The sequence below is a fragment of the Micromonospora sp. NPDC007220 genome (genome assembly GCF_040634035.1).
GTDB classification, from domain to species: domain Bacteria; phylum Actinomycetota; class Actinomycetes; order Mycobacteriales; family Micromonosporaceae; genus Micromonospora; species Micromonospora reichwaldensis.
Window position 1 is genome coordinate 1,007,389 of the sequence record NZ_JBEYEU010000001.1, and the last position, 13,643, is coordinate 1,021,031.

General features: G+C 75.6%; 12 protein-coding genes. 6 read left to right on the top strand and 6 right to left on the bottom strand.

Features of this window, described 5'->3' with window-relative positions:
- Window positions 1–32: 32 nt before the first annotated feature.
- Window positions 33–1,247, bottom strand: coding sequence for an RDD family protein (locus tag ABZ573_RS04835; protein ID WP_225852410.1), 1,215 nt, complete (start codon window positions 1,245–1,247; stop codon window positions 33–35).
- A gap of 33 nt (window positions 1,248–1,280) precedes the next feature.
- On the opposite strand from ABZ573_RS04835, the gene ABZ573_RS04840 reads away from it, so the two are divergent.
- Window positions 1,281–2,279 (top strand): stage II sporulation protein M, encoded by a 999-nt coding sequence (locus tag ABZ573_RS04840; protein ID WP_225852409.1) that lies wholly within the window; start codon window positions 1,281–1,283, stop codon window positions 2,277–2,279.
- A 39-nt stretch (window positions 2,280–2,318) separates the two neighbouring features.
- Here the strand turns inward: ABZ573_RS04840 and ABZ573_RS04845 are convergent, their stop codons facing one another.
- The 5 genes from ABZ573_RS04845 to ABZ573_RS04865 are packed head-to-tail and all read right to left on the bottom strand — an operon-like array spanning window position 2,319 to window position 7,486.
- Window positions 2,319–3,629 carry a DUF58 domain-containing protein gene (locus ABZ573_RS04845; RefSeq protein ID WP_327030544.1) on the bottom strand — a complete coding sequence of 437 codons (1,311 nt, stop codon included), beginning with the start codon at window positions 3,627–3,629 and terminating at the stop codon, window positions 2,319–2,321.
- On the bottom strand, window positions 3,626–4,618 hold the full coding sequence (locus ABZ573_RS04850) for a MoxR family ATPase (RefSeq protein WP_192581560.1): 993 nt from the start codon (window positions 4,616–4,618) through the stop codon (window positions 3,626–3,628). The genes ABZ573_RS04845 and ABZ573_RS04850 overlap by 4 nt, the downstream gene beginning before the upstream one ends.
- Window positions 4,615–6,084 (bottom strand): DUF4350 domain-containing protein, encoded by a 1,470-nt coding sequence (locus tag ABZ573_RS04855; RefSeq protein WP_358115618.1) that lies wholly within the window; start codon window positions 6,082–6,084, stop codon window positions 4,615–4,617. The genes ABZ573_RS04850 and ABZ573_RS04855 overlap by 4 nt, the downstream gene beginning before the upstream one ends.
- Complete coding sequence (locus ABZ573_RS04860) at window positions 6,081–6,647, bottom strand: DUF4129 domain-containing protein (protein ID WP_151457047.1); 567 nt, start codon at window positions 6,645–6,647, stop codon at window positions 6,081–6,083. The genes ABZ573_RS04855 and ABZ573_RS04860 overlap by 4 nt, the downstream gene beginning before the upstream one ends.
- Window positions 6,644–7,486 carry a hypothetical protein gene (locus tag ABZ573_RS04865; RefSeq protein ID WP_151457048.1) on the bottom strand — a complete coding sequence of 281 codons (843 nt, stop codon included), beginning with the start codon at window positions 7,484–7,486 and terminating at the stop codon, window positions 6,644–6,646. The genes ABZ573_RS04860 and ABZ573_RS04865 overlap by 4 nt, the downstream gene beginning before the upstream one ends.
- A 198-nt stretch (window positions 7,487–7,684) precedes the next feature.
- On the opposite strand from ABZ573_RS04865, the gene mtrA reads away from it, so the two are divergent.
- From mtrA to raiA, 5 genes are all read left to right on the top strand, one after another.
- Window positions 7,685–8,374: an MtrAB system response regulator MtrA gene (gene mtrA, locus ABZ573_RS04870; protein WP_089001893.1), complete on the top strand. Its 690-nt coding sequence runs from the start codon at window positions 7,685–7,687 to the stop codon at window positions 8,372–8,374.
- 12 nt (window positions 8,375–8,386) lie between these two features.
- Window positions 8,387–10,174, top strand: coding sequence for an MtrAB system histidine kinase MtrB (gene mtrB, locus ABZ573_RS04875; RefSeq protein ID WP_358115622.1), 1,788 nt, complete (start codon window positions 8,387–8,389; stop codon window positions 10,172–10,174).
- Complete coding sequence (locus ABZ573_RS04880) at window positions 10,171–11,967, top strand: LpqB family beta-propeller domain-containing protein (RefSeq protein ID WP_151457606.1); 1,797 nt, start codon at window positions 10,171–10,173, stop codon at window positions 11,965–11,967. The genes mtrB and ABZ573_RS04880 overlap by 4 nt, the downstream gene beginning before the upstream one ends.
- 5 nt (window positions 11,968–11,972) lie before the next feature.
- Window positions 11,973–12,677, top strand: coding sequence for a ComF family protein (locus ABZ573_RS04885; RefSeq protein WP_358115626.1), 705 nt, complete (start codon window positions 11,973–11,975; stop codon window positions 12,675–12,677).
- Window positions 12,678–12,926: 249 nt separating this feature from the next.
- The gene (raiA, locus tag ABZ573_RS04890; RefSeq protein WP_151457608.1) at window positions 12,927–13,559 is read left to right on the top strand and encodes a ribosome-associated translation inhibitor RaiA; all 633 of its coding nucleotides are present in this window, start codon (window positions 12,927–12,929) and stop codon (window positions 13,557–13,559) included.
- Window positions 13,560–13,643: the final 84 nt, after the last annotated feature.

A 13,643-nucleotide genomic window follows, 5' to 3' on the forward strand; every position in this document is an offset into this window, starting at 1 on the left:
AGGTCGCGACGTGTGCGGCCCCCGCCCGCCGGTCAGGTGCCGACGTCGGGCACAGGCACGCCACCCGGTGCCGCCGGGGCGACCGCCGGCCGTACCCCCGGAACGGGCTGCACCGGCACGGCGGCCGGCGCCCCGACGGGCACCGCCGGACGGACCGTGCCGGGCGGCACGGCGCCCGCGGGCCCGACGGCGCCTTCAGACGTGGCCACGCCTGCGGGCCCGGCGGTGAAGTCGGGTCCGGCGGCACTCGCAGACCCGACGGCACCCGCGGGCCCGGCTGCACCCGCAGGCCCGGCGGTGAGGTCGGGTCCGGCGGCGCCTTCAGACGTGGCGACGGCTGCGGGCCCGGCGGCGGACGTGGTCGCGCGGGGTGGCGCGGGCGGGTGGAGTGTCAGCTCCGGCCAGAGCGTCGCGGCGGCCGACCGGTCGAGCCCCAGCCGGTACCTCGCCCGCCGGTGCCGCTCGCCGAGGACCGCGGCCAGGTAGACCGACTCGGGCATGCCCGGAGGCGGGGGCGGCGTGACCACCGCCGAGACCTCGGTCCACAACCCGTGCCCCAAGCGCCCCCGCGCCGGCTCCGCCAGCTGGTGCACCCGGGCCAGGTACTGGCGGGCGGCCAACGCCAGGCCGTCGTCGAGCCGGCTCAGGTCCACCACGCCCGCCCAACTGGCCAGCGCGGGTACCGCCGTGGGGACGGGCCGCCAGGCGGTCGCCGTGCGGGTGTGCACGACCAGCGTGCCCGCCACCAGGTCGCCCAGCCGACGCCCGCGCCGGTCGGTCACCATCACCGTCACCCCGGCCACCCAGCTCACCAGCGGCAGCACCAGGCCGGGCCACTCCACGGCCACGCCGACCAGCGCCCGGATCAGCGACTGCCGCGCCGCGACCGGAGCGCCGTCGGCGCTGACCACGCGCAGCCCGACCGCCATCTTGCCCAGCGTGCGGCCGTGGTTGAACCGCTCGCACAGCACCGGGTAGCCGACCAGCACCAGGATCAGGCCCACCGTGGCGATCCCACCGGCCAGGGCGCCGTCGACCAGCCCCTCCGGCAGGTTGAGCATCGCGATGCCGACGCTCATGGACAGCACCAGCATGAGTGCCGCCTGCGCCAGAACGTCGAGCAGCAGCGCGAGCACCCGGGAACCGATCCGGGCGGCCCGGACGTCCAGCTCCACGGCCTCCCCGCTGACCAGCCCGGCGTCACCCCACGGGGCGGGTCGGGCCGGCGGTCGAGGTTGTGCTCTCACCCCGACAGTGAACACTATGATCGCCGGACGGGGGTGACGGTGGATCTCGACGCGTACGTCGCGGAACACGGCGGGCAGTGGCGACGGCTGGAGGAACTCTCCAAGCGCGGCCGGCTCGACGCCGCCGAGGTCGACGAGCTGGTCGCCCTCTACCAGCGGGCGACCACCCAGCTGTCGGTGCTGCGCAGCCGCTCACCCGACCCGGCGCTGGTCAGCCAGCTCTCCCAGGTGGTGCTGCGCGCCCGGGCCCGGCTCACCGGGCGCCCGCGCCCGTCGTGGGCGGCGGTCGGGCGGTTCTTCGTGGCCGGCTTCCCCGCCGCGGTCTACCGCGCCTGGCCCTGGTGGTGCGGGGTGGCGACCGGGTTCAGCCTGCTCAGCTTCTTCCTCATCTGGTTCGTCGCGGGCAACCCGCAGACGGCGGCGGCCTTCATCGGCGAGGCGGCGGCCGCCGACCTGGTCGAGTCCGGCTTCGCCGGCTACTACACCGAGTTCTCCGCGCCGACGTTCGCCTTCCACCTGTGGACGCACAACGCCTGGCTCGCCGCCCAGTGCCTCGCCGCCGGGGTCCTGATCGTCCCGGTGCTCTACCTGCTCTGGCAGAACGCGCTCAACATCGGCGTGGTCGGCGGGGTGATGGTCGCCTACGGCCGCGCGGACGTCTTCTTCGGCCTGATCACCCCGCACGGGCTGCTGGAACTCACCGGCGTCTTCGTGGCCGCCGGGGTGGGCCTGCGCATCGGGTGGGCGTGGATCGCGCCGCCCACGCAGCTCACCCGGGGGCAGTCGGTGGCCCGGGCGGGACGCGAGGGCGTGCTGGTCGCCGTCGGGCTGGTGGGGCTCTTCGCGGTCTCCGCCGTCATCGAGGCGTTCGTGACCCCCGCGCCCGTGCCCATTCCGCTCCGCGTGGCCGTGGGCGCCGCCGTCTGGCTCGCCTTCCTGGCGTACGTGGTGCTCCTCGGTCGCCGCGCCACCCACTCAGATCCCGTTGATCATGAAGTTGTTGCCGTGACACGCCGGGCGGACGGGCAATAACTTCATGATCAACGGGGGCCTGCCGGTGGGTGGGGTGGGTCAGAGTTGGCCCAGGGACTTTAGGCGGAGGTAGGTGTCGGCCAGGGTGGGGGCCAGGCGGCCCGCCGGGGCGTCGACCACCGTCACACCTTGGCGGGCCAGGGCGGTGCGGACCCGGTCGCGTTCGGTTAGGGCGCGCCAGGCCGCTGCTGCGGCGTAGGCGTCCGCCGGGCGCTGCGGGACGGTGGTGGTGAGGGCGGTCAGCACCGGGTCGTGCGTCGCCGCGATCACCACCTTGTGCCGGGCGGCCAGCCGGGGGAGCACCGGCAGCAGCCCCTCGCCGAGGGCGCCGGCCTCCAACGCGGTGAAGAGCACCACCAGGCTGCGCTGGCGCTGCCGGCGCAGCAGCTCGCCCGCGATCAGGTCGAAGTCCGTCTCCACCAGCGTCGGCTGGAGCGGGGCGAGGGCGTGCACCACCCGGGAGAGCAGGGCCGGCCCGCCGGTGCCGGTGACAGTGGCCCGTACCGCCGCGTCGGCCGCGAGCAGGTCGACCCGGTCGCCGGCGCGGGCGGCGAGGGCGGTGAGCAGCAGCGCGGCGTCGATCGCGGTGTCCAGCCGGGGTTCGTCGCCGACCCGCACCGCCGACGTCCGTCCGGTGTCCAGCACGCACAGCAGCCGGCGGTCCCGCTCCGGCCGCCACGTGCGCACCAGCACGTCGGCGCGGCGCGCGCTCGCCCGCCAGTCGATCGAGCGCACGTCGTCGCCGACCACGTACTCGCGGAGGGTGTCGAACTCGGTGCCCTGGCCCCGCCCCCGGCTCACCTGGGTGCCGTCGATGACCCGCAGCCGGGACAGCTTCTCCGGCAGGTGCCGGCGGGAGTCGAAGCGGGGCAGCACGCGCAGCGTCCACGGCGGGGTCGCCGGCCGCCCGGAGCGCTGCCGGAACCCGAGCCCCAGCGGCCCGAACGAACGCACGGTCAGCGCCACCGCCGGCCGGTCGCCCCGCCGCAGCGGGGTCAGCCGGCTGGGCAGCGCCACCGTCGCGCCCGGCTCGACGCGTACGAGCTGTCCCGGCGGTACGTCGGGGCGGGCGCCGGCGGAGGGCACCCAGGCGTCGCGGACGCGCGCCCGCAGCGTACGGCCGGAGGGGTTGTGCAGCAGCAGCGCGACGGTGGCGGTGCCGCCGAGCCGGACCGCGCGGTCCCCCTGCCGGGCGGCCGTGAGCGCGCCCGGCGGCGCGGCCAGCGCCCGGTCGAGCAGCACCAGCAGCAGCACCGCCCCGGTCATCACCAGCAGCCCGGCGAACGGCGACGGCCAGGCCGGCAGGGTCAGCGCGCCGACCGCCAGCAGGAGCGCCGCCCGCCAGGTCATCGCGGCGTCGGCACGGTGGCGAGCACCGTGTCCAGCACCTGGTCCACGCCGACGCCCTCCAGCTCCACCTCGGGGCGCAGCCGCAGCCGGTGCCGCAGCGTCGGCCGGGCGACCGCCTTAACGTCGTCCGGTACGACGTGGTCGCGGCCGGCCAGCCAGGCCCACGCCTTGGCCGTGTTGAGCAGCGCGGTGGCGCCCCGGGGCGAGGCGCCCAGCTCCAGCGCCGGGGTGTTGCGGGTGGCCCGGCAGAGGTCGACGACGTAGCCGAAGAGCGGCTCGGCCACGTGCACCCGGCCGACCGCCGCCCGGGCCGCCGCCAGGTCGGCCGCGTCGGCCACCGGCCGTACGCCGGCGGCGGTCAGGTCGCGGGGGTCGAAGCCGGCGTGGTGCGCGCGGAGCACGCCCAGCTCCTCGTCCCGGTTGGGCAGCGGCACGGTGAGCTTGAGCAGGAACCGGTCGAGCTGCGCCTCCGGCAGCGGGTAGGTGCCCTCGTACTCGATCGGGTTCTGGGTGGCGGCGACGATGAACGGGTCGGGCAGCGGCCGCCGTTCGCCCTCCACCGAGACCTGCCGCTCCTCCATCACCTCCAGCAGCGCCGACTGGGTCTTCGGCGGCGTCCGGTTGATCTCGTCGGCGAGCAGCAGGTTGGTGAAGACCGGCCCCTCGCGGAAGGTGAAGGCGGCGGAGCGCGGGTCGAAGATCAGCGAGCCGGTGACGTCGCCCGGCATCAGGTCCGGGGTGAACTGCACCCGCTTGGACCCCAGGTCGAGGGCGGTGGCCACGGTGCGGATCAGCAGGGTCTTGGCCACGCCCGGCACGCCCTCCAGCAGCACGTGCCCGCGGCAGAGCAGGGCGATGACCAGGCCGGTGACGACCGCGTCCTGCCCGACGACCGCCTTGGCGACCTCGGCGCGCAGCCGGTGCAGGGCGGCACGGGGGTCGACGGGGTCGATGGTCGGCGGCTCGGCGGTACCGGCGGGTCGGGTCACCGGGGGTCTCCTTCGGCTCGGTGCGGGTGCGGTGCGGCGGGTGGGGGCGGTCCGTCGGTGGCGTGCGGGGCGGCGACGCGGGTCAGCCGGTCCAGCGCGCGGGCCAGGTCCAGCAGGTCCTGGTCGGTCTCGGGCCCGGCGCCGTGCAGCACCTCGTCGGTCCACCGGGGGTCGTCGCCGGTGCGGGCGGCGACCGCAGCGGCCACGTCGGTCGGCGGCGCGGTCGGCGGCAGGTGCAGCCGGGGCGTCAGGCGGTCCAGGGCGGCGCTCCGCAGCGTCCGCGCGGCCGCGTCCCGGGCACCCGCCTTCTCGTAGAGCCGCGCCCGGCCGAGCACCGTCTCCGCCGAGCGGACCGTGACCGGCAGCGGCTCCACCGCTGGCGGGCCGAGCCGGCGGGCCCGCCAGAGCGCGGCCAGCAGGGCGGCAAGGGCGAGTTGGGCCAGCAACGCCCACAGCCAGCCGGGGAAGGCGGACCAGAGCGGGTTCGGCGGGTCGGGCCTGTCGGCCCGGTTGTCGCCCCGCCCCTCGCTGTCGTCGTCGGTCTCCCCGCCCGGGTCAGCCGGGCCGCCGGGGCGCCCGTCGCCGGTGCCGTCCCCGGTGCCGGTGCCGGTGCCGCTTCCCGGGCCGCCGTACCCGGTGGAGCCGCCCGGCGTCGGCGACCAGGCCGGGCTGCCGCTGCTGCCGTCGCCGAAGACCGGCGGGGGTTCGGGGCCGTCCAGGTCGAGCCACACCACCCGGCCGGGCCCGCCGAGCAGCGCGGTGGCGAACGCCCGGTTGTCCCACTCGTCGATCCGGTCGTTGCGGAACGGATCGCTGGCGCCCACCGCCACGGTGCTCTCGGGGACCCGGGGCAGCAGGGCGAGTCCGTCGGCGAAGCAGAACCGGACGGGCGCCGACGCGCCTGGGGCGAGCGCGTAGCGCTGCAGCCCGACCGCCACCCGCCCGAGCTGCCGCAACTCGGGCAGCGGGCAGGGCAGGCCCCGCGCGTCCGGCCCCACGGCCTGCGCGGCCCACCGGCGACCGGCCGGTTGCACCGGCAGCAGCCTCACCGCCTCCAGGACCCGTCGCGACGGGTCCACCAGCACCAGCCTGGTGGTCGAGGGCAGCGAGTCCAACGCGCCGACCGTGTCCGGGTGCAGCAGCCCCGGCGCGGGCACGAAGAGCGTGGCAGCCCCGCCGCGCGCGGCCAGCAGGGCGCGCAGCGTGTCCGTCTCCCGCTGCACGGTGACACCCTGCCCGCGCAGCGCGTCGGCGAGCCGGCTGCCGCCGTCGTCCCCGGTCGCGACCGGCGAGAGGAATCCCCGGTCGCCGGGGTCGGGCTGGTCGACCGCGCGGGTGACCAGGGTGGTGGCCAGCAGCGCCGCGGCCAGGCCCAGCGGGATCAGCAGCCGGTGCCGGCGGCGCCGTCGCCGGGGGGCGACGTCCGCGCGTGGCGCCGGTGGTACGGCGGTGGCCTGTGCGCTCATGGTCGTGGCCCGTCCTCGGGTCGCCCGGTCAGCAGCCGGTCCAGGTCGGCGGCGTGCTCCCGCATCCGGTGGTCGTGCTCGACGGAGGCGGGGCGCTGGCCGTACCAGAGCTCGGAGAAGATCGCGCCGGCGGCGCTCAGCGGTGGACCCACCTGGGGCCGGGTGTCCGTCGCGGCCCGCACCAGCTCGGCGACGGTCATGCCGGGCTGCGGCTGCACCACGCGCCGGGCGGTCAGCTCCCGGACCATCGCGCGCAGCCGCTCCCGGACGGCTTCGGCGTACCGGCCCTCGGCGGCGAACCGGTCCGCGAGGGAGACGTACGCGGCGGCCGGCAGCTCGGGCTCGCGGGGCGCGGGGACGACCGGCGGCGGGGCGTCCGGCGGCGCGGTCTCCCGGCGGCGTCGACGCAGCCGGGGCAACCGCCGGGGGACCCAGGCCGGGAACGTGTACCAGCCGACCGCGACCAGCACCGCGGCGAGCACCAGCAGCAGCGCGACCAGGGTCAGCGGCACCCGGTCGCCGAGCGCCGCCGTGGTCTCGGTCCACCACCGGCTGAGGCTCATCGCCCGGCCGCCAGCAGCACGGTCTCCGGCGTGCCCGGCCGGGCCCGGGACAACCGGATGTCCAGCCCTTCGGTACGCATCCGGGTCTCCAGGTGCAGCACCGCGTCCAGGCAGGCCAGGGCCGGGTAGGCGACGCTGTTCACGCCCGCCCAGACGGCCAGCGAAAGCCACCCGGCCCAGGCGCGGTCGACGAGGTCGAACGAGTCCAGCCCGACGTAGACGCCGACGCCGAGGCCGACGCGCACGATCCACCACACGAGGTAGCCGAGCAGCCGGATCCAGCCGGCCCGGCCGGCGCCGCGGACGGCCAGGGCGGCCGCGCGCAGCGGGGCGCGCAGCGGATGCACCCGGTCGACGACCAGCGCCGGCGCCACGGCGCCGAGCAGGGCGAACCCGACGATCCACGCCGGCCCGAACAGCGCGACCCCGCACATCACCACGCCGACGAGGACGGCGAGCAGCGCGGTGGCGCCCCAGCGCGCGCCGGCCGGGCGGAGCAGTTCCCGGGGGCCCGGCGCGCGGCCGAACAGGGCGGCCCCGGCGGCCCGGGCGGCAGGATTTCCGAGCAGCAGGACGATCACCGCCTCGGTCGCCGCCCCCACCGCCAGCAGCAGCCAGTACGCGCCGAACCGCCCGAACTCCGGCAGCCAGGCGGGTGGCGCCGTGTCGGCGGCGAGCCGCAGCGGGTGCAGCAGGAGCTGTTCGGCCACGGCCAGTACGAGGGCGACCGGCACCAGCACCCGGGCCTGGCCACGCAGCAGCAGGACCGCGGAGTCCAGCAGTTCGCCGACCGTGAGGGGGCGGCGCGGAAGCACGGCGGTCGGGCCGGCGTCGGGCACGCGTACTCCTGGGGACGGACGGCGGTGGCGCGTGACGGCGCACGCGGGGATCATGGTGACACGCCCGTTCCGATCGGGTGGACCCGCACGTCGGGGCGGCGACGCCGGGCACCTGTTGCTGGGCGGCGACGTCCCACGGCAGTACCGTGCCGGGTGACGGGGATCCCACCAACTGAAGGGGATGGAAACATTAACCCCATGAGAGCCCGGGTACTGGTGGTCGACGACGACCCCGCGCTCGCCGAGATGCTCGGCATCGTCCTGCGCAGCGAGGGATTCCTGCCCTCCTTCGTCGCCGACGGGGAGCGGGCGCTGGCCGCGTTCCGCGAGAACCGCCCCGACATCGTCCTGCTCGACCTCATGCTCCCCGGCATGAGCGGCATCGACGTGGCGCGGTCGATCCGGGCCGAGTCGGGCGTGCCGATCGTCATGCTGACCGCCAAGAGCGACACCGTCGACGTGGTGCTCGGCCTGGAGTCCGGCGCCGACGACTACGTGGTCAAGCCGTTCAAGCCCAAGGAGCTGGTCGCCCGGATGCGGGCGCGGCTGCGCCGGGGCGAGGACGTCGCCCCGGAGATGCTGACCATCGGGCCGCCCGGCAACCAGATCACCATCGACGTGCCGGCGCACACCGTCAGCCGCAACGGCGAGGAGGTGAAGCTGACGCCGCTGGAGTTCGACCTGCTGGTCGCGCTCGCCCGCAAGCCGCGCCAGGTCTTCACCCGCGAGGTGCTGCTGGAGCAGGTCTGGGGCTACCGGCACGCGGCGGACACGCGGCTGGTCAACGTGCACGTGCAGCGGCTGCGGGCCAAGATCGAACCGGATCCGGAGCGGCCGGAAATCATCCTCACCGTGCGGGGCGTGGGCTACAAGGCGGGCACCGGATAGCCTGGTCACACTGTGGCCACCTCCCCGATTCCGGACCCCCCGACGGCAGCTCCGCGCCGGCGTGTCGCCGCGCGGGAGCTGTGGCGTGGCGTGAGCGGCCGGGCCGCGCGTCTGCTCGCCGGGTTGCACCAGAGCTGGCGCCGGTCGCTCCAGCTGCGGGTGGTGACCATCACACTGGTCGCGTCGAGCCTGCTGGTGGGCGGTTTCGCCTACCTGATCGCCGACAAGATCACCGGCATCCTGGTGGAGAACGTCGAGACCGACGTGCGGATCCGGCTGGGCAACGGCGCGGACTACGCGGCGAAGCAGTTCGGCCTCTACAACCAGCCGCAGGAGGGGCAGCTCCAGGAGACCATCGACGGCACGGTCAACTACCTGGCCGGCGGTGACCCGCAGCAGACCACCGGCGTCATCGTGGCGCTCACCGCCGACAACCACACCGGGGCCATCCAGCCCCGGTCCTCGCCCGCGGTCAACGTCCGCCCGCTGATCAGCCGGGAGCTGCGCGAGACCGTCGCCGGGGGCAAGGTCGCCAGCCAGATCCGCACCGGGCGCCTCGGCGAGGAGCGCACGAAGTACCTGGTCTACGGCTCGCCGGTGCCGACCCGGTTCGGCCAGGTGGAGCTCTACTACCTCGTGCCGCTGGCCCGGCAGGACACCACGGCCGCCGACGTACGGGGCACCGTGGCCGCCACCGGAGCGGCCCTGGTGCTCCTGCTCGCCCTGCTCGCCGGCCTGGTCACCCGGCTAGTGGTGACCCCGGTACGGGTGGCCGCCCGCACGGCCCAGCGGCTCTCCGCCGGCCTGCTCGACCAGCGGATGGTGGTCAACGGCGAGGACGACCTGGCCCTGCTCGCCGCGTCGTTCAACCAGATGGCGACCAACCTGCAACGGCAGATCCTGCGGCTGGAGGAGATGTCCCGGCTGCAACGCCGCTTCACCTCCGACGTCTCGCACGAGCTGCGCACGCCGCTGACCACGGTCCGGATGGCCGCCGACCTGATCTTCGCCGAGCGGGACGACTTCGACCCGGCGGTGGCCCGCAGCGCCGAGCTGCTCCAGGCCGAGCTGGACCGCTTCGAGGAGCTGCTCACCGACCTGCTGGAGATCAGCCGCTTCGACGCCGGCTTCGCCATGCTGGACTCCGAGCCGACCGACCTGGTGCCGGTCGTGCACCGGGTGGCCGACCGCCTGGCGGGTCTCGCCGAGCGCGTCGGGGTGGCCATCGAGCTGGACGTCCCCGGCACCCCGGTGATCGCCGAGGTGGACCCCCGACGGGTGGAGCGGGTGCTGCGCAACCTGGTCGGCAACGCCGTCGAGCACGGCGAGGCCAAGCCGGTGCTGATCACGCTCGGGGTGGACGACACGGCGGTGGCGATCACCGTCCGCGACCACGGGGTGGGGCTCAAGCCGGGCGAGGAGAAGCTGGTGTTCAACCGCTTTTGGCGGGCCGACCCGTCCCGGGCCCGGCAGACCGGCGGCACCGGGCTGGGCCTGTCGATCAGCCTGGAGGACGCCCGGCTGCACGGCGGCTGGCTGGAAGCGTGGGGCGCGCCCGGGCAGGGCGCCCAGTTCCGGCTCACCCTGCCGTCGCGGGCCGGCGACCGGCTGACCACCTCGCCGCTGCGGCTGGTCCCGGCCGACGCCACGCTGCCCTTCGGCGGGCCCCGGGCGGGCGGGCTGTTGGCCATCGGTCCCGGCACCGGGGGCACACTCACGATCGGCCCGGGCACCAACGGCGCGCTGCCGGTCGGTCCGCGCCGGCCGGGCAACGGGGGGCACGCGGAGGTGGGGTCGTGAGGCGTCGACTGCTCGCCGGCCTGCTCGGCGGCGCGCTGCTGCTGGGCGGCGTGGCCGGCTGCGGCATCCCGGAGAACACCGAGGTCCGGGTGGACGGGCCGGGGCCGGCGGCGGAGGGCGGCTCGACCAGCGGCAGCCGGGGCGAGCCCCCGAGCCGGAGCGCGGCCGGCACCGACGCCGAGCAGTTCGTCCAGAACTTCCTCTCCGCCGCGGCCGGCGAACCGGACGGGGCGTACCAGCGGGTCCGGCAGTTCATCGTGCCGGCGGACCGCGACCGCCTTCAGACCAAGCAGGGCAGCGAGGTCACGCTGGCCGTCGTCCGGCTCACCGAGGAGCCGGTGCCCGTCTACGCCCCGGACCGGACCGAGGTCACCCTCAAGGTGCAGCAGGTCGGGCAGCTGCGCACGGACGGCACGTTGGCCCCGCCGGAGACGAGCACCACGACCTACACCTTCGAGCTGCGCAGCCAGCCCGGGCAGGAGGGCGTGGCGGACGGGGGCCTCTACGTGGCGAACCCGCCGACCGCGCTGCTGCTCAGCGTCGACGCCCTGGAGACGTACTACCAGAGCCGGACGATCTACTTCTGGAACAACGACCGCACCCGCCTCGTCCCCGACCAGCGTTACCTTCCGCTCGCCGTGCCGGACGAGCGGCGGGTCAGCGAGGTGGTCAAGTGGCTGACCGCCGGGCCCTCGGCCTGGCTCGGCACGGCCGTGCGCCGGCTGCCGGACGGCACCCGCCTGATCAACAACGCCACCCGGACGGACGGCCGCTGGGAGGTCGACCTGGAGATGCCGGAGGACAAGGCCCGGCTGGAGCAGCTCGGCACGCAGCTCGCCTGGTCGCTGTCGGACCTCGACGGGCCGCTCGAAATCAAGATCCGCAACCAGTCCCAGGAGTTCATCCCCGACCTGGAACGGCGCCGCCTGGACCGCCCGGTGTACCAGCTCCCGGAGAGCTTCCAGCGGTTCTGCGTCTACGAGGGCGCCGTCCACCCGCTGGCCTACCCGGGAGAGCCGACCGGCCCGGTGCCCGTGGACCCCAAGGCGAACCGGAACGTCGTCTCCGCCGGGATCAGCCGCGCCGACAACCAGATCCTGGCGGCGCTGGTGGTCTCCGACGCCAACCGCCAGTGGCTCTCCGTCGGCACCGGCACCGACCCGGTGGCCGCCTTCACCCGCAGCGCCAAGGGGTACGCCGCCATGGGCCAGCCGGTCTGGCTGCGCTCCACGTACCGGGGGCAACCGGCCGGGCTCGTGGTCGCCGACGGGAGCCTGTACCGCTTCGACGCCCAGGCGCAGCTCACCGCCGTGCCGCTGGGCGTACCCGGCCCGGTGACCGCCGTGGCGGCCTCGCTGGACGGCCACCGGATCGCCGTCATCGCCGGGGGCGCGCTCTACGTCGCCGCACTCAGCCCCGACGGCGCGGGGGCGACCCCCGGCCCGGCCCGTCGGCTGCACACCCGGCTGACCAGCCTGTCGGCCGTCGACTGGTACGGCGAGAACACCCTGGTCCTCGCGGGCGCGGTCGGTCGCCCAGCGGTCTACGAGGTCAGCGTGGACGGCGCCCGGGAGAGCCGGCTGGAGGACAAGATCGGCGCCCGGGTGACGCACCTCGCCGCGTACCCGGCGAACGCGGTGGGTCGCCTCGGCGCCGCGATGTACGAGGCGAACGGGGTCGCGTACCGCAGCAGCCCGTTCGAGCGGATCCAGCCGCAGCAGGTGCAGGAGGTCACGCCGCCGTCGGCCGGGGCGCGCGCCGGCAACCCGACCGCCCCCTTCTTCCTCTACTGATCTCCGTGCGGGATCTCGGCGGGCTCTGGGCGGACCTCACCGACCTGGTGCTGCCCGTGGAGTGCGCCGGTTGCCGCGAGCGCCGGCCGGGGCTTCGGCACGGCGTCTGCCCGGAGTGCGTGGCGGTGCTCGGCGCGCTGCGCCCCCGGGCCGTACGACCCACTCCCGCCCCGCCCGACCTGCCGCCCTGCGTCGCCCTCGGCCCGTACGCGGGCCCGCTGCGGCAGGCGCTGCTGGCGTACAAGGACCACGGCCGGCACGGGCTGGCCCGGCCGCTGGGGGCGCTGCTCGCCGAGGTCGTGGCGGCGGCGGTGGGCGGGGTCCGCCCGGTGACGCTGGTGCCGGTGCCGGACACCGCGGCGGCGGCCCGCGCCCGGTACGGCGACCACCTCGGCCGGCTGACCCGGCACTGCGCGGACCGGCTGCGCCGGGCGGGCTGGCCGGTGCGGGTGCGGCGGCCGCTGCGGGCCCTGCCCCGCCCCGACTCGGTGACGCTGGACAGCGCCGGCAGGGCGGCGGCGGCCGAGGCGGCCTTCCGGGTCCGCCCGCGGGTCCCGTCTGCGCCCGACGGGGCGGCGGTGGTGGTGCTCGACGACATCCTGACCACCGGGTCCACCCTCGCCGCGGTGGGGCGGGCGCTGACCGCGAGCGGACTGTCACCGACGGTCGCCGCAGTGCTCGCCGCGACCGAGCGACGGCGCACTTTGTGACGGTGCGTGTTTCCGTTTCACCCGTTGGTGTATGAGCTGTGAAAAATTGTTGGCTGTCCCGGCGACCGGGGGTGACTGTCGGGCGAACAGGAGTTAGCGTTTTCGTGTCGGGGGTAGGAGGTGTTTCCATCCACCCCCGGTGGTGAAAGGAGGCGTAGCCGCACTGACCGGTCGACGCCGAGTGGGGCCTCCCCCAGGGGCGCGCGACCGGATGCCGGAACGAACGACCGTCCGAACTAGGGAGGTCACATGGACATCGTGGTCAAGGGCCGTAACGTCGAAGTGCCGGATCATTACCGGGTGCACGTGGCGGAGAAACTCGCGAAGATCGAACGCTACGACCATAAACTTATTCGTGTCGATGTGGAGCTGTTCCACGAGCGCAATCCGCGCCAGGCCGACCACTGCCAGCGCGTCGAAATCACCTGCGTTTCCCGTGGCCCGGTGATCCGGGCGGAGGCCTGCACGAACGACTTCTACAGCGCGCTCGACGCGGCCATCGCCAAGCTGGACACCCGGTTGCGCCGGGCGGCCGACCGTCGCCGCGTCCACCGGGGCCGGCACGCGCCGCTCTCCGTCGCCGCCGCCACCGCCGGCCTGCCGGTGGCCGGCCTCGACGCGCCGCTGGGCGCGTCCCCCGACGGCGCCGGGACGGCCACCGCCGTCGCCGAACGGGTCGAGGAGGAGGAACACGACCAGCCCTGGCACATCGCGCGGGAGAAGGTGCACCCCGCCGAGCCGATGACCGTCGACGAAGCCCTGTTCCAGATGGAACTCGTCGGCCACGACTTCTACCTGTTCCAGGACAAGGAGTCCGGCCGCCCGAGCGTCGTCTACCGGCGGCACGCCTACGACTACGGAATCATCTCCCTCGCCGTCTGACCCTCCGGCGCCGTGGTGGCGGCCCACCCGCCACCACGGCCGCCCGGGGCGGGGAGTCCCGCCGGGCGCCCGAGATCGACGCCG

What these genes read in the sequence shown, in the direction of transcription:
- mtrA (WP_089001893.1), top strand. Translation starts at nt 7,685, where the DNA reads ATGAGAGCCCGGGTACTGGTGGTCGACGACGACCCCGCGCTCGCCGAG.
- ABZ573_RS04845 (WP_327030544.1), bottom strand. Translation starts at nt 3,629, where the DNA reads ATGACCTGGCGGGCGGCGCTCCTGCTGGCGGTCGGCGCGCTGACCCTG.
- ABZ573_RS04860 (WP_151457047.1), bottom strand. Translation starts at nt 6,647, where the DNA reads ATGAGCCTCAGCCGGTGGTGGACCGAGACCACGGCGGCGCTCGGCGAC.
- raiA (WP_151457608.1), top strand. Translation starts at nt 12,927, where the DNA reads ATGGACATCGTGGTCAAGGGCCGTAACGTCGAAGTGCCGGATCATTAC.
- ABZ573_RS04855 (WP_358115618.1), bottom strand. Translation starts at nt 6,084, where the DNA reads ATGAGCGCACAGGCCACCGCCGTACCACCGGCGCCACGCGCGGACGTC.